General features: G+C 72.1%; 19 protein-coding genes. 7 read left to right on the top strand and 12 right to left on the bottom strand.

The genetic code is table 11. The features are described 5' to 3' along the window. Positions 1–101 precede the first annotated feature (101 nt). Positions 102–1,139, bottom strand: a complete 1,038-nt coding sequence (locus Sri02f_RS12400; protein WP_109001192.1) for a LacI family DNA-binding transcriptional regulator — start codon at positions 1,137–1,139, stop codon at positions 102–104. Continuing rightward, positions 1,136–3,544, bottom strand: a complete 2,409-nt coding sequence (locus Sri02f_RS12395) for a glycoside hydrolase family 2 protein (RefSeq protein ID WP_109001191.1) — start codon at positions 3,542–3,544, stop codon at positions 1,136–1,138. Before Sri02f_RS12395 ends, Sri02f_RS12400 begins: the two co-directional genes overlap by 4 nt. 276 nt (positions 3,545–3,820) lie before the next feature. On the opposite strand from Sri02f_RS12395, the gene Sri02f_RS12390 reads away from it, so the two are divergent. The 3 genes from Sri02f_RS12390 (at position 3,821) to Sri02f_RS12380 (ending at position 7,031) form a co-directional block, all read left to right on the top strand. Continuing rightward, positions 3,821–5,140 (top strand): ABC transporter substrate-binding protein, encoded by a 1,320-nt coding sequence (locus Sri02f_RS12390; RefSeq protein WP_109001190.1) that lies wholly within the window; start codon positions 3,821–3,823, stop codon positions 5,138–5,140. 116 nt (positions 5,141–5,256) lie between these two features. Beyond that, entirely contained in the window at positions 5,257–6,204 is a 948-nt protein-coding gene (locus tag Sri02f_RS12385; RefSeq protein WP_109001250.1) for a carbohydrate ABC transporter permease, read from the top strand. Further along, a complete protein-coding gene (locus Sri02f_RS12380) occupies positions 6,201–7,031 on the top strand; it encodes a carbohydrate ABC transporter permease (protein ID WP_109001189.1) in 831 nt (276 codons plus the stop codon). The genes Sri02f_RS12385 and Sri02f_RS12380 overlap by 4 nt, the downstream gene beginning before the upstream one ends. Positions 7,032–7,401: 370 nt before the next feature. Here the strand turns inward: Sri02f_RS12380 and Sri02f_RS12370 are convergent, their stop codons facing one another. The 3 genes from Sri02f_RS12370 to Sri02f_RS12360 all read right to left on the bottom strand — a co-directional run bounded on the left by Sri02f_RS12370 (position 7,402) and on the right by Sri02f_RS12360 (position 10,512). After that, entirely contained in the window at positions 7,402–8,688 is a 1,287-nt protein-coding gene (locus tag Sri02f_RS12370) for a ribonuclease D (RefSeq protein WP_109001188.1), read from the bottom strand. 252 nt (positions 8,689–8,940) lie between these two features. Next, positions 8,941–9,600, bottom strand: a complete 660-nt coding sequence (locus Sri02f_RS12365) for a helix-turn-helix transcriptional regulator (protein ID WP_109001187.1) — start codon at positions 9,598–9,600, stop codon at positions 8,941–8,943. Between the two features lie 243 nt (positions 9,601–9,843). Further along, positions 9,844–10,512, bottom strand: a complete 669-nt coding sequence (locus Sri02f_RS12360; RefSeq protein WP_109001186.1) for a DUF3000 domain-containing protein — start codon at positions 10,510–10,512, stop codon at positions 9,844–9,846. Positions 10,513–10,937: 425 nt separating this feature from the next. Between Sri02f_RS12360 and hemE the strand changes: the two genes are divergently transcribed. Next, the gene (hemE, locus tag Sri02f_RS12355; RefSeq protein WP_109001185.1) at positions 10,938–12,005 is read left to right on the top strand and encodes a uroporphyrinogen decarboxylase; all 1,068 of its coding nucleotides are present in this window, start codon (positions 10,938–10,940) and stop codon (positions 12,003–12,005) included. Positions 12,006–12,178: 173 nt separating this feature from the next. On the opposite strand, the gene Sri02f_RS12350 is transcribed toward hemE, so the two are convergent. Beyond that, positions 12,179–12,991, bottom strand: coding sequence for a rhomboid family intramembrane serine protease (locus tag Sri02f_RS12350; RefSeq protein WP_109001184.1), 813 nt, complete (start codon positions 12,989–12,991; stop codon positions 12,179–12,181). A gap of 126 nt (positions 12,992–13,117) precedes the next feature. Between Sri02f_RS12350 and Sri02f_RS12345 the strand changes: the two genes are divergently transcribed. Continuing rightward, a complete protein-coding gene (locus Sri02f_RS12345) occupies positions 13,118–13,387 on the top strand; it encodes a hypothetical protein (protein WP_109001183.1) in 270 nt (89 codons plus the stop codon). Between the two features lie 237 nt (positions 13,388–13,624). Here Sri02f_RS12345 and Sri02f_RS12340 read toward each other — a convergent pair whose 3' ends face one another. Both Sri02f_RS12340 and Sri02f_RS12335 read right to left on the bottom strand, forming a co-directional pair. After that, positions 13,625–15,013 (bottom strand): FAD-dependent oxidoreductase, encoded by a 1,389-nt coding sequence (locus tag Sri02f_RS12340; protein WP_109001182.1) that lies wholly within the window; start codon positions 15,011–15,013, stop codon positions 13,625–13,627. Between the two features lie 27 nt (positions 15,014–15,040). Further along, a complete protein-coding gene (locus Sri02f_RS12335; protein WP_373865091.1) occupies positions 15,041–16,012 on the bottom strand; it encodes a DUF4349 domain-containing protein in 972 nt (323 codons plus the stop codon). Between the two features lie 277 nt (positions 16,013–16,289). Here Sri02f_RS12335 and hemG point away from each other — a divergent pair, with 277 nt between their 5' ends. Both hemG and hemQ read left to right on the top strand, forming a co-directional pair. Next, complete coding sequence (gene hemG, locus Sri02f_RS12330; protein WP_109001180.1) at positions 16,290–17,747, top strand: protoporphyrinogen oxidase; 1,458 nt, start codon at positions 16,290–16,292, stop codon at positions 17,745–17,747. Positions 17,748–17,752: 5 nt separating this feature from the next. Next, positions 17,753–18,484 carry a hydrogen peroxide-dependent heme synthase gene (gene hemQ / locus Sri02f_RS12325; protein ID WP_069767571.1) on the top strand — a complete coding sequence of 244 codons (732 nt, stop codon included), beginning with the start codon at positions 17,753–17,755 and terminating at the stop codon, positions 18,482–18,484. A gap of 93 nt (positions 18,485–18,577) precedes the next feature. Here hemQ and Sri02f_RS12320 read toward each other — a convergent pair whose 3' ends face one another. The 4 genes from Sri02f_RS12320 to Sri02f_RS12305 all read right to left on the bottom strand — a co-directional run bounded on the left by Sri02f_RS12320 (position 18,578) and on the right by Sri02f_RS12305 (position 24,054). After that, on the bottom strand, positions 18,578–20,299 hold the full coding sequence (locus Sri02f_RS12320) for an alpha/beta hydrolase (RefSeq protein ID WP_109001179.1): 1,722 nt from the start codon (positions 20,297–20,299) through the stop codon (positions 18,578–18,580). 146 nt (positions 20,300–20,445) lie between these two features. After that, entirely contained in the window at positions 20,446–21,258 is an 813-nt protein-coding gene (locus Sri02f_RS12315; RefSeq protein ID WP_109001178.1) for a TIGR04222 domain-containing membrane protein, read from the bottom strand. Between the two features lie 117 nt (positions 21,259–21,375). Beyond that, a complete protein-coding gene (locus tag Sri02f_RS12310; protein ID WP_109001177.1) occupies positions 21,376–22,206 on the bottom strand; it encodes a DUF4142 domain-containing protein in 831 nt (276 codons plus the stop codon). A 255-nt stretch (positions 22,207–22,461) separates the two neighbouring features. Then, positions 22,462–24,054: an MbnB/TglH/ChrH family RiPP precursor modification enzyme gene (locus Sri02f_RS12305; protein ID WP_109001176.1), complete on the bottom strand. Its 1,593-nt coding sequence runs from the start codon at positions 24,052–24,054 to the stop codon at positions 22,462–22,464. Between the last annotated feature and the right edge of the window lie 120 nt (positions 24,055–24,174).

Raw genomic sequence — 24,174 nt, 5'->3', positions numbered from 1 at the left:
GCGCGCTCAGAAACCATGCTACTTGTGGGTAACGTAGCTGCACACCCCTGCCGGGAGGAGCGGCGAACGTCACACCGGCTGCGCTCGACGACCATCCTGGCTCACGACCGCGGCGGGGCCGTGGATCCCCTCGGCGTGAGCACCGGCGTCGGCACCGGATGCGACCCCGGACCGGACCCGGTGATCACCCCGAACAGCGTACGCGCCGCTTCCGCCCCAAAGCCGTGCACGTCATGGCTCATCGCGGAGAGCGTCGGGTGGGTGAGCCGGCACAACTGCGAGTCGTCCCAGGCGAGCAGGGAGACGTCACCCGGCACGCCGAGCCCCATCTCGGCCGCCACCCCCAGTCCGGCCACCGCCATGATGTCGTTGTCGTAAACGATTGCGGTGGGCCGGTCCGGCGGGGCGGCGGTCAGCATCGACCGGGTGGCCCGCGCCCCCGCCTCCCCGGAGTAGTCCGTGGCGACCTGCCACGCCCCGGCCAGCCCGAGACTGCGCGCCGCCGCGTCGAAGGCGGCCGTCCGCATCATCGTGTGGCCGAGCGCGGCCGCGCCTCCCACCCGCGCGATGCGCCGGTGTCCGAGGGCGGCGAGATAGCGCACCGCCTCAGTCACCGCCGTCGCGTCGTCCGTCCACACCGACGTCAAGCTCCCGGTGAGCGAGGGGTGCCCCACCGCCACCACCGGCATCCCCAGCCGCTCGGCCGCCGCCACCCGGGGATCGTCGGCCCGGAAGTCCACCAGGACGGCCCCGCCGATCCGCCGGCCCCGCCACCAGGACTCCTGCAGCCCCACCTCCTCCTCGACGTGGCGCACCAGCCGCAGCAGCAACGAGCAGGAATGCTCGGTCAGCACGCTCTCCACCCCGGAGACGAACTCCATGTAGAACGGTTCCAGACCCAGCATCCGCGCCGGCCGGCAGATCGCGAGACCCACCACGTCCACCCGCGAACTCGACAGCGAACGGGCCGTCAGGTTCGGCTCCCAGCCGAGCTCCCGGGCCGCGGCGAAGATCCGGTCCCGTGTCGCCTCCGACAGACCCGGCTTGCGGTTGAAGGCGAGGGACACCGCGCCCTTGGACACGCCGGCGCGCGCGGCGACGTCCTTGATGGTGACGCGGGGCGACGGCAGGGCTGTCATCGAGCGGGCTCCTGGCAGTACAGCGCGGCCCGGGCGGCGGCGGCGTCCGGAGTCTCCCAGCCCTCGACCCCGATGGTCACCCGCTCCCCGGGCAGCAGCGTCACCAGCCCGCGGTCGGCCCGGGCGCCCGGGTCCAGCCGGTCGGCCTGGAGCAGCAGGTCCCGGACCAGGGTGTGCGCGGTGACGATCACGGCCCCCGGGGCCACGGCCACCTCGAACTCCGGCTGCGGATAGGGGGTTTCACGGTCCGGCACCGGGAAGTGCACGGCCCGCAGTCGCTCCCCGCTCCCCGCTCCGGCCGCGCGGAGGGAGCCCCGTGCGTCGGCCACCAGGAACTCCTCGGCGCCGGCCGGCTCCAGCCCGGCCGGCACCGCCGCCTCTCCCATCTCCCGTGCGCCGACGCCCAGTTCCACGGTCGCCGCGGCGAGCTCACCTCCCTGGACGGACAGCCGTCGCAGCGTCAGCGTGCCCTCCCACCGCTCGGCGCACTGGTTGACGGCGGCCACCACCAGCCGCCCGTCCCGCTCCTGCACGGTGAGCAGCCGGTCCGCGTACAGGCGCCGCAACTCGTGGTAGAGCGGTTTCTCCCGGCCGTCCCCGTCGATCGCCGACCACGAGGTCACCGGCCAGCAGTCGTTGAGCTGCCAGACGATCGTCCCCGCGCACACCGGCCAGTGGGACCGCCAGTGCTCGATTCCGGTGGCCACGGCGCGCGCCTGGTTGACCTGGGTGAGGTAGTGCCACCGGTCGAAGTCCGCGTCCGGCACGACGAAGTGGCGGGCCAGCCCGCGCTCGAGCTTGCCGTTGCCGTCCTCGGCCTTCTGGTGGTGCAGCATGCCGGGGGAGTCCGCCGCGAGCTCCTCGCCCGGCAGCGCCCGCCGCAGGGTCGCGTGGGCGGGCGGGGCCTGCCAGCCGAACTCGGCGACGAACCGCGGGACTTCGTCGCGGTACTCGGCGTAGTCCCGCCGGTTCCACACCTCCCACGAATGGTGCGTCCCGTGCGCCGGGTCGTTGGGATGCCGGCCCCACGAACCCGACCAGGGACTGCCCGCCGTGTACGGCCGCGTCGGATCCAGCTCGGCGACCACACGGGGGAGCAGGCCCAGGTAGTACCCCTCGCCCCAGGAGTCCCCGCCGAGCCGCTCCTCCCACCCCCAGTCCCGGAAACCCCACAGGTTCTCGTTGTTGCCGTTCCACAGCACGAGCGACGGGTGCGGCATCAGCCGTACGACGTTCTCCCGGGCCTCCGCCTCCACCTCGCCCCGCAGCGGCTGCTCCTCGGGATAGGCGGCGCACGCGAACGGGAAGTCCTGCCACACCAGCAGGCCCAGTTCGTCGCACGCGTCGTAGAAGTCCTCGCTCTCGTAGAGGCCGCCGCCCCACACCCGGACCAGGTCGACACCCGCGTCGGCCGCCTGTCGCAACCGCTTGCGGTAACGCTCCCGCGTCACCCGGGACGGGAAGACGTCGTCCGGGATCCAGTTCACGCCGCGCGCGAACAGCCGCTCTCCGTTGACGACGAGTGTGAAACCGGTTCCCCGCGCGTCGGCGGAGGTGTCCAGCTCGACACGGCGGAAACCGACGCGCCGCCGCCACACGTCGAGCGGGGTGCCATGGTGACGCAGCGTCAATTCCACCTCGTACAGGGCCTGTTCGCCGTAGCCTTGCGGCCACCAGAGCTCCGCGTCGGGCACCTCCACCCGCACGACACCGGTGGCGCCCACGACGGCGGCGCTCACCCGCCGGTCCCCCACCCGGGCCTCCAGCGTGAGCCCGGCCTCCACCCGGGTCCGCTCCACATCGACCCGCAACTCGACCACTCCGACGCCCTGTTCGACCGTCACCAGCGGCCGCACCCGGGCCAGCCGGGCCGTCGACCAGCGCTCGACCCGCACCGGACGCCAGATTCCCGCCGTCACCAGGGTCGGCCCCCAGTCCCAGCCGAAGGAGCAGGCCATCTTGCGTAGGTACTGGTACGGCTCGGCGTAGGCCCCCGGCCGGTCGCCGACCTTCCCGCGTACCGCCTCCGCCTCGGCGTAGGCCGAGACGAACCGCACGGACAGCGGCCCGTCGAGCCCCGTCACGTCGAAGCGGTACGAGCGATGCATGTTCCGGACCCGGCCCAGGAGCCGACCGTTCAGTGTGATCTCCGCGACCGTGTCGAGACCGTCGAAGACCAGGTCGGTCTGCTCGTGCCCGGACGGCACGGCCGGCAGGTGCGTCTCGTACGTCCACTCGCGCCGTCCCACCCACGCGACCTCGCTCTCGCCCAGGCCGAGGAACGGGTCGGGGATCACCCCCGCGGCGAGCAGGTCGGTGTGCACACAGCCCGGCACCACGGCCGGGAGCGTCTTCCCCTCGTGCCGCAGCTTCCATCCGTCGTCGAGCGGTGAGGCCTCCAGCATGCGCACTCCCTAAACCGGTCAAGCCCACAACTGAGCGCCACTTCTGCATCGTTGGCGAGAATCGGACTTTACCGGTTGAGGAAAGCGCTGTCAGAGTGCCGAATCAGCCAACCCGATCGTGCATGACCACCCCGGTCGTGCATGACCAGCCCGGTCGGCCCGACCACCTCGATCGGGCCCGACCACCTCGATCGGGCCCGACCAGCCCACGCGTGTTCGACCACCCCGCACGTGCTCGTCCGTCCCGCGAACGCCCCGAGAACGGAAGTGACGCACATGAACCGTCGTACAGCCCAGGCCCTCGCCGCCGTCGCGGGAGCCGCCCTGCTGCTCCCCGGCTGCACCGGCACCGGAGGCAGCGCGAAGGGTGCGGACGCCAAGGCGCCCGACGACCCCGCGAAGGTCAGCGGAACCATCACGGTCCTCACCGTGCGGACCGACCTCGTGCAGGACGGCACGATGAAGAAGTACGCCGCCGAGTTCAACAAGACCTATCCCAAGGTCAAAGTGGAGTTCCAGGCCCTGACCAACTACGAGGCCGAGATCAAGATCCGGATGAACACGGACGACTACGGCGACGTCCTGCTGATCCCCGCGGTCATCAAGAAGGACGACTACCCGAAGTTCTTCGCCTCCCTCGGCACCCAGGCAGAACGCAGCAAGAAATACCGTTTCACCGATTTCACCACCGTCGGCGGCAAGGTCTACGGCCAGAGCCCGGTCGGCGTGATGCCCGGCTTCGTCTACAACAAGCGGGTCTGGAAGGAAGCCGGCATCACCGCGTGGCCCACCAGCCCGGCCGAGTTCCTCGCCGACCTGAAGGCGATCAAGACGAAGACCGACGCGATCCCCTACTACACCAACTTCGCCGCACAGTGGCCGCTCACCTCGTGGACGTACGTCGACGGCTCGGTCCACTGCGACCCCCGGGCGACCACGAAACTCGCCGAGGGCGACCCCTGGGCGGAGGGCTCGGACCTGCGCGTCGGAGACACCCTGCTGTACGACATCGTCAAGCAGGGCCTCGCCGAGAAGGACCCGACCACGAGCAACTGGGAGGAGTCCAAGCCCCGCACGGCCAAGGGCGAGATCGCCACGCAATGGCTCGGCACCTGGGCGATCATCCAGTTCCAGGACGCGGCGAAGAAAGCCGGCGTGAACCCCGACGACATCGGTTTCATGCCGTTTCCCGCCCGGACGAACGGCGCGTTCTGCGCGACCGTCGGCCCCGACTACAACCAGGCCGTCAACGTCCACTCCCCGCACAAGGAGGCGGCGCGCGCCTGGATCGACTGGTTCACCGACAAGTCGGGGTACGACAAGGACAACCTCGCCATCTCCCCGCTCAAGAGCGCGCCCATGCCCGACGTGCTCAAGCCGTACGAGGAGGCGGGCGTCAAGCTCATCGAGCTGGACGACTCCGCGGGCGCGAAGGTCAAGCTGATCGACGACCGGTCCGAGGTCGGCATCTACAAGCCGGAGTACCGCCAGGACCTGGTCGACCTGGCGCGCGGCGCCAAGAAGGGCAGCCTGGACGACTTCCTCGGCGGTCTCGGCGAGAAGTGGACCGGCACGCAGAAGAACGTGAGTCACTGATGGCGCGCGCGCACCCGCACCCGCACGCCGTCGCACAAGGCGCCGGGAAGGCGTCGAGGAACACCGAGGCCCAGGCCCGAGCCCAAGCCCAGGCGCGGGTCCAGGCGCAGAGCCCGATGGAGGCCGGGGCGGGCGCCCGGGGGCTGGGCTCGAAGAGCGGCACTCGGCGCGCAGCGCGCCCGCCGGCCCCTCGCCGGGTGCGTGCCCGGCGGCTGCTGACCCCCTGGCTGTTCCTGCTCGCCCCGCTCGCCCTGCTGATCACCTTCACCTACGCGCCGATCGCCAACATGGTCGCCTACAGCTTCACCGACTGGGACGGCGTGAGCCCCGAACTGCACTACACGGGCGCGGAGAACTACGCGGAGATCTTCACCAGGGAGGATCTCTTCCAGGTGTTCTGGGTGAGCGGTTACTACCTGGCCGCCTCGGTGATCCAGATCGTCGCCGCCCTCTACTTCGCGACGATCCTGAGTTTCAGCGTCCGTTTCCGTAACTTCTTCAAGGGCGTGCTGTTCTTCCCGTCCCTGGTGAACGGCGTGGCCATCGGTTTCGTCTTCCTCTACTTCTTCCAGGACGGCGGTACCTTCGACACGGTCCTCAGCCTGTTCGGGTACCAGACCGACCACGCCTGGCTGGGCACCCCGGTCTCGGCGAACATCTCCCTCGCCGGAGTCTCGGTCTGGCGCTACCTCGGCATGAACTTCGTCCTGTTCCTGGGCGCGATCCAGTCCGTCCCCGGGGAGTTGTACGAGGCGGCCGAGCTGGACGGCGCGGGCCGATGGCACCAGTTCCGCTACATCATCCTGCCCGGCATCAGACCAGTGCTGACGTTGACGGTGATCCTCTCGGTCTCCGGCTCACTGTCGGCCTTCGAGATCCCGTACATCATGACCGGCGGCGCGACCGGCACCGAGACCTTCGTGATCCAGACCGTGAAACTGGCCTTCCAGTTCAACAAGACGGGGCTCGCCTCGGCGGCGGCCGTCGTGCTGCTGCTGATCATCCTGCTGGTCACCTGGGTGCAGCGCCGCCTCGTCCCGGACGACAGGGTGGACCTCGTATGACACGCCGAGTCATTGCCCGCACGCTCGTGTACCTGTCGCTGATCGGCGCGACGCTGGTCGTACTGCTTCCACTGGGCGTCGTCCTGCTGACGTCCCTGAAGACCGAGAAGGAGACGGCCGACGGCAGCGGAGCGCTCACGCTGCCGCACCACCCGCTCAACCTCCACAACTACGCGACGGCGTTCCGGGACGGCGGGATGCTCACGGCGTTCGGCAACACCGCCTTCATCCTCGTCGTCTCCGTCGGCGGGACCGTTCTCATCGGCTCCATGACGGCCTACGCGATCGACCGTTTCACCTTCCGTTTCCGGAAACTGGTGGTCGCCCTGTTCTTGATCGCCGCGCTGGTCCCCGGGGTGACCACCCAGGTGGCCACCTTCCAGATCGTCCACAGCCTCGGCATGTTCGACACCCGCTGGGCGCCGATCGCCCTGTACATGGGCACGGACATCGTCTCGATCTACATCTTTCTGCAGTTCGTGCGATCGATCCCGATCTCGCTGGACGAGGCCGCCCGCCTCGACGGCGCCAACGCGTTCACGATCTACCGGAAGATCATCTTCCCGTTGCTGAAACCGGCGATCGCGACGGTCGTGATCGTGAAGGGGATAGCCGTCTACAACGACTTCTACATCCCGTTCCTCTACATGCCCTCTCAAGATCTTGGCGTGATCTCGACGTCGCTGTTCCGCTTCAAGGGGCCCTACTCCGCCCACTGGGAAACGATCTCGGCAGGAGCCGTCCTGGTCATCCTGCCGACGCTGATCGTCTTCCTCGCCCTCCAGAAATACATCTACAACGGTTTCATGAGAGGAGCGACGAGGTAACCGTTTACGAAGCAGACGGCCCAGCGCGCTGGCGGAACCACGCGGGAATCGCTTGCGCAACGGGCGGGTGGCGCGGTGGGTGAAACCACGTGGCAACCGCTTACGCAACAGGCGGGCAGTGCGGTGGTGAAACCGGCTGGTGACCGCTTACGAAACGCCTTCCCGAGGGCCGCCGCGCGACGGAGCGTGCTGCGGCGGCCGGGCGGCCGGGCCAGGCGGGCAAGCGGCCAGGCGGTCGGACGCCGCCGCCAGGCGGGCAAGCGGTCGGATGCGGCAGCCGGGCAGCCTGTACGAGGCCGGGCGGCCTGAACGTAGCCAGGCAGCCCGGACGTAGCCAGGCAGCCGGATCTAGCCGGGCAGTCGGATGCGGTTAGGCGGACGGATCCGTCAGGGCCGCGGCGAGGACGGGCGCGACCTGTTCCACCTGCCACGGCCGCGCCCCGTATCCGGTCAGCGCACCGGCAACCGCTTCCCGGTCGGCGGCCGGCGGCTCCCAGCACACGCGCCGCACCGCGTCCGGAGCGATCAGGTTCTCCTGCGGCATGTTCAGCTCCTCGGCCAGCGCGGACACCGCGGACCGTGCCGCGGACAGCCGGGCCGCCGCCGCGGGGTCCTTGTCGGCCCAGGCGCGGGGCGGCGGAGGCCCCGCCACCTGCTGCCCCGGCTGCGGCAGCTGCGACTCGCTCAGCGCCCGCGCCCGGTCGACGGCGGCCTGCCACTGCTCCAGCTGTCGCCGTCCCATCCGGTGCCCGAACCCGTTCAGCGCGGACAGCGCGTGCACGTTCACGGGAAGGGCGAGCGCCGCCTCCACGATGGCCGCGTCCGACAGGACCTTGCCCGGTGAGACGTCACGACGCTGGGCGATCTGGTCCCGCGTCTGCCACAGCTCCCGCACCACGCCCAGCTGCCGCCGGCGGCGCACCTTGTGCATGCCGGAGGTGCGGCGCCACGGGTCCTTGCGGGGCTCGGGCGGCGGGGCGGAGGCGATCGCGTCGAACTCCTGGCGGGCCCACTCCAGCTTGCCCTGCCGGTCCAGCTCCTTCTCCAGCGCGTCGCGCAGGTCGACCAGGAGCTCGACGTCCAGGGCGGCGTAGCGCAGCCACGGGTCGGGCAGCGGCCTTGTCGACCAGTCCACCGCGGAGTGGCCCTTCTCCAGCACGAAGCCCAGCACGCCCTCGACCATCGCGCCGAGGCCGACCCGCGGGAACCCGGCCAGCCGTCCGGCCAGCTCGGTGTCGAACAGCCGCGTCGGCATCATGCCTATCTCGCGCAGACACGGAAGGTCCTGGGTGGCCGCGTGCAGCACCCACTCCACGTCGGACAGCGCGTCGCCGAGCGCGGACAGGTCCGGGCAGGCCACGGGGTCGATGAGCGCGCTCCCGGCGCCCTCTCGACGCAGCTGCACGAGATAGGCGCGCTGGCCGTAGCGGTAGCCGGAGGCGCGCTCGGCGTCGACGGCGACGGGGCCTGAGCCGGCGGCGAACGCGGCGATCACCTCGGCGAGGGAGGCCTCGTCGGCGATCACGGGCGGAATGCCCTCGCGCGGTTCCAGCAGAGGTGTCGGCGCCCCGGAAGCAGTAGATCCGCCGTCGTCCGGAGGGGCGCCTCCGGTGGTTCGCAGTGAACTGGCTGCTGCGGTTTCTTGGGCGTCGGTCACCTGTCAAGGGTATCTGTGTATCGACGGCACCCGCCGACGGAACGTTCCGTCGGCGGGTGCCGGGGGGTCGTAAACCAGTCAGGCCGGTGAATGACCGAGGCGGACGGCCGACCGGCGAGGGCCCGTGGGCCGGGGGGCCGGGGGGCCGGGGGCCGAAGGGAAAAGAGAAGGGCCGGGGGAGTAGGCGGAGTGAGTGGGGCGTGGGAAGGGTGAGGCGTGACGGGCGGGGGTGACGGCGACGGGGCGTCGTGGTCAGTGGATGATGCCGGTCCGCAGGGCCACCGCCACCATCCCGGCCCGGTCGCCCGTGCCGAGCTTGCGGGCGATGCGGGCGAGGTGGCTCTTGACGGTCAGTGCGGACAGGCCCATCGAGACGCCGATGGCCTTGTTCGACTGGCCCTCCGCGACCAGCCGCAGCACCTCGACCTCACGGCCGGAGAGCTCGCGGTAGCCGCCCGGGTGGCTCGGGGCGCCCGGGGGGCGGCGGTGCAGACGGGCGGCCGAGCCGAGGGGGGCCGCACCGGGCCGGCTGGGGAGGCCGAGGTTGGTGCGGGTGCCGGTGACGACGTAGCCCTTGACGCCGCCCGCGAGGGCGTTGCGCACGGCGCCGATGTCGTCGGCGGCGGACAGTGCGAGCCCATTGGGCCAGCCCGCGGCGCGGGTCTCCGACAGGAGGGTGAGGCCGGAGCCGTCGGGCAGGTGGACGTCGGCGACGCAGATGTCGCGGGGGTTGCCGATGCGGGGACGAGCCTCCGCGATGGACGAGGCCTCGATGACGTCGCGCACACCGAGCGCCCAGAGATGGCGGGTGACGGTGGAGCGGACGCGCGGGTCGGCCACGACCACCATGGCGGTGGGCTTGTTCGGGCGGTAGGCGACCAGGCTTGCGGGCTGCTCGAGGAGAACGGACACCAGGCCTCCTGGATGGGGGACGGGGGGCCGGCTCGTGGGGCTTGCGGGGAGGAAGCCGGGACGAACCGTGCTTTCAAGGTCACAGTCGTCTTCGGCAGCGAACCCGGGGTCCTTTAGAGAATGATCACGATCTAGTGAGTAACAATACGTGCAATTCGGACACGCGATCGATCATCCGAAGATCGAGTCGGTTTAAGTGGGTGTCTTACGGGACCGAAAATGGTCGTATCGACAAAGAGATGGTCAACGTGACTGGGGCCCCCTGCGTTGCGGCAGCGTCACCACCGAGGCGTCCCCCGGCCCGGCCGGCGGCAGCCCCGCCACCTGTGCCAGCAGATCGCACCAGGACGCCAGGTGCGCCCCGGCGTCCGGAATCCCGCCGAGCCCCTCGCGAGGCGTCCAGGAGGCCCGGATCTCGATCTGCGAGGCCGCCGGGCGCTCCGCCAGCCCGCCGAAGTAGTGCGAACTCGCGCGCGTGACGGTCCCGCTCGGCTCCCCGTAGGTCAGTCCGCGCGCCTGGAGCGCGCCGGTCAGCCACGACCAGCACACCTCCGGCAGCAGCGGGTCCGCGGCCATCTCCGGCTCCAGCTCGGCCCGCACGAGGGTGACCAGCCGGAACGTTCCGCGCCAGGCGTCGTGCCCGGCCGGATCGTGCAGCAGCACCAGCCGGCCGTCGGCCAGGTCCTGATCGCCGTCCACGACCGTCGCCTCCAGTGCGTGGGCGAACGGGGCGAGCCGCTTCGGGGCCGGCGTCTGCTCGACCTCGATCTGCGGCCGCAGCCGGGCCGTCCTCAGTGCGTCGACCGCGGCCCGGAAGGGCAGCGGAGCCGATGTACTCCCATCCCGGTCCCCCTCATTCCCGTCATCCATCCCGCCAGCGTCGTCCGACAGTCGTCCCTGAGCCGCAGCCATGCGGGGAAGATTAAGGGGAACGGGGCCTTCGTGCAGGGCAAGACACCCGCGCGCGGCTTGCGGACGAGTGCGCGTTGGGCGAACAGGCGCACGGACCGACGCCCCTGCGGCGCCACGGAAGAGGGACGTGCGCGCCGTGCAACGAGCGGCACAGGACGGGACGAGGGGGAGGGAGGGGGAGCGAAGGGGACGGAGCTAGAGCAGAGGAGCGCGAACGGGGGCACGAAATGGGCACGGGAGAGGCACGGGGCAGGCACGGCAGAGGCACGGCAGGGGCACGGAATCAGCACGCAGGAGGCACGCAAGAGGCACCCAAGAGGAGCGGCCCGGACGCTGCCCAGGGTGCAACGGGGGCGCGGGGAGGGCGACGGCGGCGGCGCGGGGGGCGGCCCGGCGGCCTGTGGCGCCGTGCGAGACTTGCCGTCGTGAGCGCGAACGAGAGCCCCGCGGGCCGGCAGCCGACAGCGACGTACGACAGTGCCTTCCTGAAGGCGTGCAGGCGCGAGCCCGTGCCGCACACGCCCGTGTGGTTCATGCGGCAGGCGGGGCGCTCGCTGCCGGAGTACCGCAAGGTCCGCGAGGGCGTAGGGATGCTCGAGTCCTGCATGCGGCCCGAGCTGGTCACCGAGATCACCCTGCAGCCGGTGCGCCGGCACGACGTCGACGCGGCGATCTACTTCAGCGACATCGTCGTCCCGCTCAAGGCCATCGGCATCGACCTCGACATCAAGCCGGGCGTCGGCCCCGTCGTCGAACGACCGATCCGCACCCGCGCCGACCTCGCCCAGCTGCGCGACCTCACCCCCGAGGACGTCTCCTACGTCACCGAGGCCATCGGCCTGCTGACGGCCGAGCTCGGCGCCACCCCCCTCATCGGCTTCGCCGGAGCTCCGTTCACCCTCGCGAGCTACCTCGTCGAGGGCGGTCCGTCGCGCACGTACGAGAACGCCAAGGCGATGATGTACGGCGACCCCGAGCTCTGGGCCGACCTGCTCGACCGCCTCGCGGAGATCACGGCCGCCTTCCTGAAGGTGCAGATCGAGGCGGGCGCGAGCGCCGTCCAGCTCTTCGACTCCTGGGCCGGAGCCCTCGCACCGGCCGACTACCGCCGCTCGGTGCTGCCCGCCTCCGCGAAGGTCTTCCGCGCGGTCGAGGGCTACGGCGTCCCGCGCATCCACTTCGGCGTGGGCACGGGCGAGCTGCTGCAGCTCATGGGCGAGGCCGGCGCGGACGTCGTCGGCGTCGACTGGCGCGTCCCGCTCGACGAGGCCGTGCGCCGGATCGGCCCCGGCAAGGCGCTCCAGGGCAACCTCGACCCCACCGTCCTGTTCGCCGGCGCCGAGGCCGTCGAGACCAAGGCCCGAGAGGTCCTCGACGCGGCCGCCGCACTGGAGGGCCACGTCTTCAACCTCGGCCACGGCGTCATGCCGTCCACCGACCCGGACGCGCTGACCCGCCTGGTGGAGTACGTCCACACGCAGACGGCCCGCTGACCCGCGGGGGTGCACTGTCACCGGGTGCACCGGGTGCACCGGGTGCACCGGGTTCATCGAGTGGCACCAGATTCACCGGATGCAACGATTGCACCGGGCCTCACGCGAAACAGCTCCGTCGCCGGCGGCGCAAGGCCCGTCACCGCACGAACGGGGTCGTCAAGTGGGCCGGGTCACCAGGTGTGCCGGGGGCGCGCTCGCCTGCCGAACAGCAGGCCGCGCGGCTCCGGCGGCGGAGGTGTGCCCGGCTTGAGCGGCCAGGCGAGCAGCATGCCCGCGAGGAAGCCGACCACATGCGCCGCGTACGCCACGGTGCCCTCGCCGGAGACGCCCTCGCCGGACGAGTACACGGCCTGCAGCCCGAACCAGAAGCCGAGCACCAGCCAGGCAGGCAGCCGTAGCGGCAGAAACACCAGGAACGGGACGAGCACCCACACCCTGGCCTTGGGATACAGCACCAGATAGGCCCCGAGGACCCCTGCGATCGCCCCGGACGCGCCGATCAGCGGATCGGTGGACTCGGCGTTGAACACCGCGAAACCGTACGAAGCCGCATACCCGCAGATCACGTAGAACAGTGCGAAGCGGACGTGCCCCATGCGGTCCTCGATGTTGTTTCCGAAAATCAGCAGAAACAACATGTTGCCCAGCAGGTGCAGCCAGCCACCGTGCAGAAACATCGCGGTGAACACGCTCAGCACCGGCGACTTGACGTAGTCCGGGGGGCCCAGCTGACATCCGGCGCCGCGCACCTCCCCTGTGGGCACCAGCTGCGCGAGCTGATGGTGCATCAACTCGCGTGGCACGGCGGCGTAATGCTCCAGAAAGGCGTGCAGATGGCACGTCTGGGCCAGACTGCTGTCCCCCGCCACGGAACCGGACAGGCCGGGCATGAACAAGAACACGAGGACGTTCGCGCCGATCAGCGCGTACGTCACCACCGGGGTGCGGCGCGCGGGGTTCACGTCATGCACGGGGATGACCACAAGGAAGTTGTGCCCACGATCCGTTCGGCGAATCGGTGAACGCGCCTCCCCACCACTGCGTATGAACCGGCAACCGCTCGCGGCACGAGGAAGGCGGGTCGCGGGGACGACGTGAGGAACAGGCGAATGAACGACCGAGTTACTCCCCCCATGCACGCCACCCCCGACGGCGAGGCAGAGATCTCCCTGGTGATCAGGCTGCCCTGGGAGGACGTGGCACGACTCGGCCAGGAGGCCGGGCGACTCGCTTCACAGATGCAGCGCCCGGTGACCCTGGACGAAGCCGTCAGCAACCGGTTGCGGTCGCGGCCGGCGGCCGCGGCGCACGCGAAGCCCGCCGAGCAGACCGCCGCCGCGCCGGTCTCCGCGCTGCCGCGCCTGACCGGGACCGCGTAGCCGCCCCGCGGGACGCGGCAGGGGCGGCGGACCGAGGCGCGGGCGCGGGGCGGCGCGTGGCGTGGGGCGCGTGGCCGGCCGCCGGTGTTCGGCGGCCGGCACGGTCGGCGTTCGCCGGTGAGCCGCGAACGCGTGCCGCGACTCTGGGGCCGTTCCGCGGCTCTGCCGCGTCCCGCGACTCTGGGGCCGTTCCGCGACTCTGGGGCCGTTCCGCGACTCTGGGGCCGTTCCGCGTTCCTACCGCGCTCCGCCGTGCACCTTCGCCGTGGCCTTCCTGGCCGCCACCAGCACCGGGTCCCACACCGGGCTGAACGGGGGCGCGTACCCGAGGTCCAGGGCCGTCATCTCCTCGACCGTCATGCCGGCCGTCAGCGCCACGGCCGCGACGTCGACGCGCTTGGCCGCGCCCTCCCGGCCGACGATCTGGACGCCGAGCAGTCGGCCCGTCCTACGCTCGGCGATCATCTTCACCGTCATGGGCGAGGCCCCCGGGTAGTAGCCGGCGCGACTGGTGGACTCGACGGTGACCGACTCGAACTGCAGACCGGCCCGGTGCGCGTCCTTCTCCCGCAGGCCCGTTCGCCCGATCTCCACGTCGCAGACCTTGCTGACGGCGGTGCCCACCACACCGGGGAACGTGGCGTACCCGCCCCCGACGTTGGCGCCGATGACCTGGCCGTGCTTGTTGGCATGGGTGCCCAGCGCGATGTGCCGTTCCCGGCCGGACACCAGGTCGAGGACCTCGACGCAGTCGCCGCCGGCCCACACCCGCCCGTCGGCCACGGGGCCGCGCACCCGCATCGCCAGGTCGGTGAGCAGCCCGCCGTGCACGCCCACCGGCAGCCCGGCGGCTCGCGCGAGCCCGGTCTCCGGGCGGACTCCGATGCCGAGCACCACCACGTCCGCCGGATACTCGGCGTCCGCGGTCCGCACCGACCGCACCCGGCCGTCCTCGCCGGTGCGGACCTCGGTGACCTCGGCGTCGTTCACCATGGTGATGCCCATGCCCTCCATGGCCCGGTGCACCAGCCGGCCCATGTCCGGGTCGAGGGTCGACATCGGCTCGCTGCCCCGGTTGACGACCGTCACCTCGTAACCGCGCTTGATGAGCGCCTCGGCCATCTCCACGCCGATGTAACCGGCCCCCACGACCACGGCCCGTTCGCCCCGCGCGCGTGCCAGTGAGTCCAGCAGCGCCTGACCGTCGTCCAGGGTCTGCACCCCGTGCACGCCCGCCGCGTCCGCGCCGGGCATGTCCGGCCGGATCGGGCGCGCCCCGGTCGCGATGACGAGCTTGTCGTACGACGTCCAGGACTCGGCCCCGGACTCCACCTCACGCGCGCGTACCCGTCGCCCGCCCACGTCGATCTCCACGACCTCCGTGCGCAACCGCAGATCGATCCCCCGCGCGCGGTGCTCCTGCGGCGTACGGGCGACCAGATCGTCCCGCGCGTCGACGTCACCGCCCACCCAGTACGGGATGCCGCATGCCGAGTAGGAGGTGAAGTGGCCGCGCTCGAACGCGACGATCTCCAACTCCTCGGGCCCCTTCAGCCGGCGGGCCTGGGACGCCGCGGACATGCCCGCGGCGTCCCCGCCGATCACGACCAGTCGCTCGATGCTCATGCGAACACGCTACGGGGCACTCCCAGTTCAATCCTGCCCCGGCTGTCCCGGCTGTCCCGGCTGTCCCGGCTGATCCGGCCGTCCCTGCTGTCCCGGCTGTCCCGGCTGTCCGGGATGCCCGGCCGCTTCGGACGCGCCCGCCCGTGCCGCCCGCCGCCGCGGACGCACCAGCCGCAGCCACGCCAGCAGGAGCAGGGCCGCGGCCGCGAGGAAGGGCAGCACCGCGCCGATCGCGACGGCGATCCACCGCACCGTCGTCACGAACGCGTTCCAGCCGCCCGCCAGCGCGTCGACGAACCCCGGGTCGTCGTCCTCGGCGGCCCGCACCACCGGCTTCTCGGACAGGGTCAGTGTGACCGTCGCCAGACTCGTGCGGTCCTTCAGGGACGCCTGCTGCGCGAGCAGCGCCTCCAGGTCGGCCTCCCGGTTGCTGAGCTCGCCCTCCAGGGTGACGACGTCACCGAGCTTCGTGGCCCGGTCCATCAGCTCGCGGACCCGCGCGACGCTGGCGCGCTGCGAAGCGATACGGCTCTCGACGTCGACGACCTGGTCCGTGACGTCCTGGGCCTTCGCCGTGCGCTCCAGGAGCTTGCCCGCGCCCTGGAGGGCGGTCAGGACGTCGTCGTACTTCTGGACCGGGACCCGCAGCACCACGCGCGTGTGCTCGGCGCCGTCCTCGTCCCGGACGGTCGTCTCGTCGCCGACGTAGCCGCCCGCGTTGTCGGTGGTCGCCCGGGCCTCGTCCAGAGCCCTGGGCACGTTCTTGACCTGGACGGTGAGAGCGGCGGTGCGGATGACGCGCTCGGTCACCAGCCCGGGCTTCGACGCCCCGGTCGCCTTGGAACCGCTCGCGCCCGCCCCCTCCTTGGCATCCTGGGCGGCGCCGGCGTCCCCTGCGGCGGGTTCTCCGACGGCGGCCTTGTCGGCCGAGCTGCTCGCGCCCTTGTCGTCCGCGCCGGCGCAGCCGGTGAGCGCGAGGGCCGCGGCCAGCACAACCACGGCCAGCGCGTGGGCGGGACGTGCGGCAGACCGCGGCGGGGGCGCGCTGCGCCACGCGGGACGCCCGGCCGGTCGTGTGGAGTGTTGTGGTGTGCGCATCTGGGTGTCCCCCCGAGGGTGGTGGCTACTGACGCTCCTTCGACGCCCGGGCGGGCCGGGACGTTGGCCGGGATCGGTTCCGAACGGGTCACGGTCGGGACGCGGACAGGACACGCGGTCCCGCGGGAGTCACACCCGGTCCCGTGGGAGTGTCAGTGGGGTCTGAGAGAGTGGGGGCATGAGCGCAACGGGTACGGTCACCGGGCAGCACGTCATCGTCGTCGGTGCCGGGATCGCGGGGCTGGCCGCCGCCCACCGGCTGCTGCAGCGCGGGGCGCGGGTGACCGTGCTGGAGGCGTCCGACCGGGTCGGCGGCAAGCTGCTGCCCGGCGAGATCGCCGGGGTGCGCGTGGACCTCGGCGCCGAGTCGATGCTGGCCCGCCGGCCCGAGGCGGTCGCCCTCGCGCGCGAGGTGGGCCTCGCCGACCGCCTGCAGCCGCCGGCCACCGCCTCGGCCTCGATCTGGACGCGCGGCGCTCTGCGACCCATGCCCAAGGGCCACGTCATGGGCGTCCCCGGCACCGCGGCGGCCCTCTCCGGCGTCCTGTCCGACGAGGGCCTCGCCCGTGTCGAGCGCGACGCCGACCTGCCCCCCACCGAGTTCGGCGACGACGTGGCGGTCGGCGAGTACGTGGCGGCGCGCGTGGGCCGCGAGGTCGTCGACCGCCTCGTCGAACCCCTGCTGGGCGGCGTCTACGCCGGCGACGCCTACCGCATCTCGATGCGCTCGGCCGTCCCCCAGCTCTTCCAGGCCGCACGCACGCACACCTCGCTGACGGAGGCCGTGCGCGAGATCCAGCGCAAGGCTGCGGCCGCCCAGCAGACCGGGCCCGTCTTCATGGGCGTCCAGGGTGGGGTCGGCTCCCTGCCGCTCGCCGTCGCCGCGTCCGTCGAGGCGCGTGGCGGCGAGATCCACACGCGCATGCCGGTCACCGCACTGCGACGCGACCCCGCGCGCGGCTGGCGCGTCACGGCCGGCGAACGCGAGCTGCGGGCCGACGCCGTGGTCGTCGCCGTCCCCGCGCCGGCCGCCGCCGCCCTGCTCGCCGCCGCCTCCCCCGCGGCCGCCGCCGAGCTGCGCACGGTGGAGTACGCCTCCATGGCCCTGGTCACCCTCGCCTACCGGCGCGCCGACACCGCCTTGCCCGACGGCAGCGGCTTCCTCGTGCCGCCGGTCGACGGACACACCATCAAGGCGTCCACCTTCGCCTCCCAGAAGTGGGGCTGGATCGCCGACGAGGACCCCGGCACGGTCGTGCTGCGCACCTCCGTGGGCCGCCACGGCGAGACGCGGATCCTCGACAAGGACGACGCCGACCTCGTCGCCGTCTCCCGGCACGACCTGCGCGAAGCCACCGGCCTGACCGCGTCCCCCCTCGAGACCCGCGTCACCCGGTGGACGGACGGCCTGCCCCAGTACCCCGTCGGCCACCACGCGCGCGTGGCCCGCATCCGTGAGCACCTCGACGCGCTTCCCGGCCTCGCGGTGTGCGGCGCGGCGTACGACGGTGTGGGCATCCCCGCCTGCGTCGCGAGCGCCGATGCCGCGGTGGACCGGCTCGGCGGGGATCCGAGCACCGCGGCGCGGCTCATGGCCGACCCGGTGCAGAGTCTGCACGGCGGAGCGGGAGAATGAGAGGCATGAGTGACGACGCCTCCACCACCGAGCCCGGCAGGATCCCGAACAAGGGCAAGCTGGCCAAGGACCTCAACGAGGTCATCCGCTACACCCTGTGGTCCGTCTTCAAGCTGAAGGACGTGCTCCCCGAGGACCGCGCGGGCTACGCCGACGAGGTCCAGGAGCTGTTCGACCAGCTCGCCGCCAAGGACGTGACGATCCGCGGCACCTACGACCTGTCCGGTCTGCGCGCCGACGCCGACCTGATGATCTGGTGGCACGCGGAGACCAGCGACCAGCTGCAGGAGGCGTACAACCTGTTCCGCCGCACCCGGCTGGGCCGCGCGCTGGAGCCGGTCTGGTCGAACATGGCGCTGCACCGACCCGCCGAGTTCAACCGCTCGCACATCCCGGCGTTCCTCGCCGACGAGACGCCCCGCGACTACGTGAGCGTCTACCCCTTCGTGCGCTCCTACGACTGGTACCTGCTGCCCGACGAGGACCGCCGCCGCATGCTCGCCGACCACGGCAAGATGGCCCGCGGCTACCCCGACGTCCGGGCCAACACCGTCGCGTCGTTCTCGCTGGGCGACTACGAGTGGATCCTGGCCTTCGAGGCCGACGAGCTCTACCGCATCGTCGACCTCATGCGCCACCTGCGTGCCTCCGAGGCCCGTATGCACGTCCGCGAGGAAGTGCCGTTCTACACCGGGCGGCGCAAGTCGGTGGCCGACCTGGTCGCCGAGCTGGCCTGAGCCCCGGCCGGGAGCGCGGGGAACGGCGTGACCGGCCGATCGCGGCCGATCACGCCGTTCCCCGCTTCGGCGCCCTCGACGTCCGGCACGGCATCAGCGCGCAGTGCTCGGCTCAAACTTCGGCTCCGGCATCGCCTTCGGCTCCGGCACGGGTTTCGGCTCCGGGCGTCCCGCGCAGGCCGCGCGCCGGGCCGGGAGCCGCCCCTCCAGCAGGTACGCGTCGAGATGCCCGTTGACGCAGCGGTTGGGCCCGCCCGCGATGCCGTGGGTGCCCGCGTCCCGCTCCGTCACCAGCACCGAGCCCGACAGCCGCCGGTGCATCTCCAGGGCCCCCGAGTACGGCGCGGCCGCGTCCCGCTCGGCGGCCAGGATCAGCGTCGGCGGCAGTTCGCCCGGGCCCGTCCGCACGTCGAGCGGCTGCTGCCGGCGCGCCGGCCAGTAGGCGCACGGCAGGTTCGCCCACACGTTGTCCCACGTCTCGAACGGCGCGACCCGCGCGAGCCGCGTGTTGTCGCGGTCCCACACCTTCCAGTCCGTCGGCCAGGGCGCGTCGTTGCACTCCACGGCCGTGTACACGGCGTTGGCGTTCTCCGTCTCGGCGGCCGCCTCCCGCACCGGGGCGGCCTGCGCGATCAACTGCTTCGGATCGCCCTTCAGATACTCCGACAGCGCCTGCGCCCGACCGGGCCAGTAGTCGTCGTAGTAGGCGGCCTGCAGAAACGCGCCCTGCAGCTGACCGGGCCCCACCTTGCCGCCGGCCGGCTCCGCGGCCAGCCGGGCGCGGGCCCGCTCGTAGCTGTTCAGCACCTCGTCCGCCGTGCCGCCGAGGCCGTACACGTCGTCGTGCGCGGCGATCCACTCGCGCAGATCGGTCCAGCGGCTCTCGAACGCCGCCGACTGGCCGAGGTTGTTGCGGTACCAGATCTGCGCGGGGTCCGGGTCCACGGCTGCGTCGAACACCATCCGCCGCACGTGCGACGGGAACAGCGTCGCGTACAGCGCCCCGAAGTACGTGCCGTACGACGCTCCCATGAACGTCAGCCGGTCCTCGCCCAGCGCCGCCCGCAGCACGTCCAGGTCACGGGCGTTGTTGAGCGAGTTGAAGTGCCGCAGGGCGCTGCCCGCCCTCTTTGCGCAGCCCCGCGCGTAGGCCTTCGCCTGCGCGATGCGCTCCTTCTTGTACGACTCCGAAGGGTGGGCCGGGGCGGGGGAGGGACCCTTGAAGAAGCGCTTGGGATCCTGGCAGGACAGGGGTGCCGACCGGCCGACGCCGCGGGGGTCGTAGCCGACGAGGTCGTACGCGGCGGCGATGCGCTTCCACTCCGGCAGCAGCCCGATCAGCGGAAAGTACCGGCCGGAGCCGCCGGGACCGCCCGGGTTGAACACCAGCGCGCCCTGCCGGGGCACCCGCCGCTTGCTGTTGTGCGGGTCCCGGTGGGTGGCCGGAGCCCGGCTGACGGAGAGCTTGATCTGCCGGCCGTCGGGGTGCGCGTAGTCGAGGGGGACGGAGACGGTGCCGCACTGCATGGCGCCGGGCAGGTCCTGCGCGTCGGAGCACTTCCCGAAGTCGACGCCCTCCGCGGCGGCCCGTGCGGCGGCGAGCGCCACACCGGGGGCGAGCGCTCTGCCGGGGACGAGGGCCTTGCCTGCGGCGAGCGCCTCGTCGGCAGCGAGTGCCTTGCCGGGGGCGACGAAACGGTCCCGGGTGATCGGGACGCCGAGGGCGTCGGCATGGGGGACGCCGCTTGCCGGGACGGCGGCGAGGGCGGTCAGGAGCAGGGCTCCTGCGGCCGAATGGAGGACGGCGGCTCGCATCGGGTGTCCCTTCGGTGCACGGCGGCGACAAAAGGGATGTTTGGTTCGGCCTGGCGGGAAGGCAAGCACCATCGACGGGTGTCGGCCCCAATGCCCCCGTGCGCCCCCCGGCGATGGGCCGCGCCCGGCCCCGGCCCGGCCCCGGCTCAGTCGCGCCCGCGCTGCTCGCGATGCGCGAAGGCGGCCCGCAGGTCCGGCTCGCCGACCGCACGGATCCCCCGTACGGCCACGAAGGTCAGATACGTACGGTCGTCGCCACTGCCGGTGCCGGTGCTGGTGCCCGCGCCCGCGCCCGCGCTGGCGGCGCGCCGCGCCAGCGCGGCCAGGAGCCGCTGACCGGCCGGGGACGCCCAGCGCGAGTACGGATGCACCTCCACCCGCGCTATGGCCAGGCAGCTCAGGGTGAGTGCGAGGGGCAGCGCGAACCAGAGCGCCACGAGGTCGCGGGGCAGGTCCGGGGTGGCGGGAAACAGCAACGCGACGACCCCCAGGGCGAGGACGACCAGGCTGGCTGCCCGCACCTGACGCACCCCGGCGGCCACCGTCGTACGGGTGCCGTCGGTCACCGCGAGACCGGCGCCGACGAGCCGCTCGGCGAGGCCGCCCACGGCGTCCGCGGCCGCGGCCGCGGCCCGGACCGGAGCGATCCGGGACTGACCCTCGGGCCCGATGGCTCCGATGACCGACCGCTCCATCTCGTCCCGCCCGCGCGGGTCCACGACGGTCGCCCAGCCGGTGCTGGCCAACAGCAACCGCTGCTGACGCGCCATGGACACCATCGTCAGATCGGCCACGCGACCCGGGCCGCCGGACAGGAAGGCCGCCTCGTACAAGGTCAGATCACGAACCTGCTCCGCGTTCTCGTCGACGCTCGCCGCACGGACGGCGGCCAGGCACAGGCGCGTGCACGCCGCGCCCGCGACGGCCCACGCCAGCAACAGCAGAAACACCCAGACCATGCCGTGTTTCTATGTCATGAGCACCGGAAAAGGCCATGCCTTTTCACTATCCGGACCGAGCGGCATCGCGCGTGCGTGACCTTCCGCCGCACACGGACCGGACGCCGGGACGAGGGCTCAGGAGCCGGGCGGCGGGCTCGCGGCCGCCGGCGGGAGCGTGTAGGTGGGGGACGGCGACACCGTGAGCGGCACGACCGGCCCGGGTCCGGCCGAGGCGGTCGACGAGTCGAGCGAACCCGGAGAGACGGGGGCGCCGGGAGAGAGGGGGGCGGCGGGAGAGACAGGGGAACCGGGGGTCGGCGGTGTGCTGCCGGTGGCCAGGTCCTGGGCCAGCGCGTCGAAGTCGACGTACCCGGTGGCCTCGAGGATCTTGATGTGGTCCAGCACGGTGGTGTTGGCGTCGTCGGCGAGCTCGCGCACCAGCGAGTTGCGGGTGCCGGCCCGAACCTGGGCGACGAGCGAGAACACCCGGCCGTGCGCGAGGCGCAGAATGTTGGCGAAAGCGCGGTCGTACTCCACGCCGTGCGCCGCGTCCAGCTGCGCCAGCCAGCCTTTCTGCTGGTCGTTGGGCTCGTTGGGCAGCGTGAGACCCAACTGGGAGGCGACGGTGCGCACCCGCTGGTCCAGGAAGGCGTGCCCCTCGACGAGGTGCCGGCCCGCCGTCCGCACCGCCTCGGTCGTGCCCTTCGTCTGCGCCTGCTGACCTGCGGGCAGCTCCCACAGCCCGGCCAGCCGGACCTTGGCGATGAACTCCTGGTCCAGCGCGGACAGCGGCCCGTACTGGGTCGCCACCGCCTCCGCCTTCAGTACGTCCGGGGCGGCGGCCGGCTGGCCGGAGTACGACCAGACCGGGAAGATCAGCGCCGCGAGGGTCGCCGCCAGGCCGGTGATGATGAGCCCGGTGCCACTGAAGATGCCTCTGCCCTGGATCGGGGGTCGCGGGCGCATGGTGCCTCCTGCTCGCGGCACTGCACACTAGTGCGCTTCGGTTGCGGGACTGGCATATTACTGCGCCGGTACCCCCAACTGCCGTACAGGGGTGAAGTGTTGCATCATCCGCATATCGGTCTAAAAGGGGGAGGTGGAATGGCGGGTTAATCCGGATGAAACAGCGGTAAACGGTTGCGATGGTTGCTGCGGGTTCCGCCGCGAGCACGGTGTTAATCCCGGCACATTCCGGGCGGGGCGGCCGTCCCGCGGTCGTCAGCGGCGGATCAGCGCACGTCCCACCCGGCCCAGGCGTGACGTCCGCCGTGGCGCGGGACCCGAGCGGTCCAGCCACCAGCGGCGCAGCTCACGACGGGACCGGCCCTGTGCCGCCCGGTCACCCAGCAGTGTCTTCTCGGCGAAGTCGAGGGCGTCCTGCCGGTAGCCGCCGCGCATCGGGTGCCCTTGGGCGTAGGCGATGAACGCGGTCCGGTAACCGTTTCCGAGGATCAGCGGCAGCTCCGGTGCGACCTTCGCCACCACGTCCGCCCGCTTCGCCGCCAGCGCCCGCGCTTGCACACCGAGCCGCACCCGGTCGAATCCCTCGGGAACCGGCGTCCCGGCGACAAGCGCGGAGAGCAGCGCCGCTTGGGCGAGCCCGAGACGCTGGCGGGCGGCCTCGTCGAAGGTGCCCGGACGGGGGCGCTGATGCAGGGAGGACTGCGTCGCCGTCTGCGCGGCTTCGTGTGGCTGCGGCCGTGGCGGTGACTGCGTCTGTGTCTGTATCTGTATCTGTGTCTGCGCGGTGTGGGGCGGGGTCTCGTGCCTCAGGCCGACGGGCTCGGCAGGGGCGGCGAGGGTCACTGGGGCAGCGAGGGTGGCAGGGGCGGCGACGGCGACTGAGGTGGTGAGGGTGGCAGGGGCGGCGACGGCGACTGAGGTGGTGAGGGCGGCAGGAGTGGCGAGTGCGACAGCGGTTGCCGGCTCGCGCGTCACGCCGAGCGGTTCTGCGCTGGATGAGATCCGTGTGCCCGAGCCTTGGGCTGCCCCGACCTCGACGGCTTCCCGGATCATGGCCAACTCCCTTTCGAGGTCGGTCGGTTCGGGGAAGTTGTCGTCGCGCTCCAGCAGCACTCCCGGCGGTGACACCCGGGAAGCGAGGTCGGTCAGGATGTCGAGGACCGGCCGAGGCACCGGATGGGCGTGGCTGTCGTGCCAGACGCCGTCCCGCTCGAAACCGCCCGCCACATGGACATAGGCGATGGCCTCCAGAGGCAGCTCGGCGAGCGCCCTGGCGGGATCCTCGCCCCGGTTGACGTGGTTGGTGTGCAGGTTGGCCACGTCGATGAGCAGCCGTACGCCGGTACGGTCGGCCAGCTCGTACAGGAACTGCCCCTCGGTCATCTCCTCGCCCGGCCAGGCCACGAGGGCGGCGATGTTCTCGACGGCGAGCGGCACGGGCAACGCGTCCTGCGCCATGCGCACGTTCTCGCACAGCACGTCGAGGGCGTCCCGGGTTCGCGGCACGGGCAGCAGGTGACCTGCCTCCAGCCGCGGGGACGCCGTCAGGGGGCCGCCCGCGCGCACGAACGCGATGTGCTCGGTGACCAGCGGCGAGCCCAGCGCCTCGGCCCGCTCGGCGAGGGCGGTCAGCCGCCCCGGGTCGGGCCGCTCCGCGTCGCCGAGCCCGAGCGAGACGCCGTGCGGGACTACGGTGATCCCCCGCTCGCGCAGCCGCACCAGGGAATCGGGCAGATGCCCGGGGCAGACGTTCTCGGCCACGGCCTCGACCCAGTCGATGCCCGGAATCCGCTCCACGGCGTCCGCGATCTCCGGCCGCCAGCCTATCCCCGTCCCTAGTCGCATCATGGTCCCCGCCTCCTTCGTTCCCCCTGCGTGGTGACGGTGGTATGGCCCCGCCGCCGTCCGCCGAACCGCCCGGCACCCCCCTTCAGAGCAACATTTGAGGTTCGGGCGCGGGAAGGGCTG

It is taken from the genome of Streptomyces rishiriensis (assembly GCF_003112535.1).
Classification (GTDB): domain Bacteria; phylum Actinomycetota; class Actinomycetes; order Streptomycetales; family Streptomycetaceae; genus Streptomyces; species Streptomyces rishiriensis.
The sequence above is the reverse complement of the archived record's forward strand: the minus strand, read 5'-3'. Positions and strand labels throughout refer to the sequence as shown.

Coding starts and splice junctions, on each gene's coding strand:
- Sri02f_RS12390 (WP_109001190.1), top strand. CDS start 3,821: ATGAACCGTCGTACAGCCCAGGCCCTCGCCGCCGTCGCGGGAGCCGCC.
- Sri02f_RS12400 (WP_109001192.1), bottom strand. CDS start 1,139: ATGACAGCCCTGCCGTCGCCCCGCGTCACCATCAAGGACGTCGCCGCG.
- Sri02f_RS12340 (WP_109001182.1), bottom strand. CDS start 15,013: ATGAGCATCGAGCGACTGGTCGTGATCGGCGGGGACGCCGCGGGCATG.
- Sri02f_RS12320 (WP_109001179.1), bottom strand. CDS start 20,299: ATGCGAGCCGCCGTCCTCCATTCGGCCGCAGGAGCCCTGCTCCTGACC.
- hemQ (WP_069767571.1), top strand. CDS start 17,753: ATGAGTGACGACGCCTCCACCACCGAGCCCGGCAGGATCCCGAACAAG.
- Sri02f_RS12380 (WP_109001189.1), top strand. CDS start 6,201: ATGACACGCCGAGTCATTGCCCGCACGCTCGTGTACCTGTCGCTGATC.
- hemG (WP_109001180.1), top strand. CDS start 16,290: ATGAGCGCAACGGGTACGGTCACCGGGCAGCACGTCATCGTCGTCGGT.
- Sri02f_RS12385 (WP_109001250.1), top strand. CDS start 5,257: ATGGAGGCCGGGGCGGGCGCCCGGGGGCTGGGCTCGAAGAGCGGCACT.
- Sri02f_RS12315 (WP_109001178.1), bottom strand. CDS start 21,258: ATGGTCTGGGTGTTTCTGCTGTTGCTGGCGTGGGCCGTCGCGGGCGCG.
- Sri02f_RS12310 (WP_109001177.1), bottom strand. CDS start 22,206: ATGCGCCCGCGACCCCCGATCCAGGGCAGAGGCATCTTCAGTGGCACC.
- Sri02f_RS12345 (WP_109001183.1), top strand. CDS start 13,118: ATGAACGACCGAGTTACTCCCCCCATGCACGCCACCCCCGACGGCGAG.
- Sri02f_RS12360 (WP_109001186.1), bottom strand. CDS start 10,512: ATGGCTGCGGCTCAGGGACGACTGTCGGACGACGCTGGCGGGATGGAT.
- Sri02f_RS12395 (WP_109001191.1), bottom strand. CDS start 3,544: ATGCTGGAGGCCTCACCGCTCGACGACGGATGGAAGCTGCGGCACGAG.
- Sri02f_RS12305 (WP_109001176.1), bottom strand. CDS start 24,054: ATGATGCGACTAGGGACGGGGATAGGCTGGCGGCCGGAGATCGCGGAC.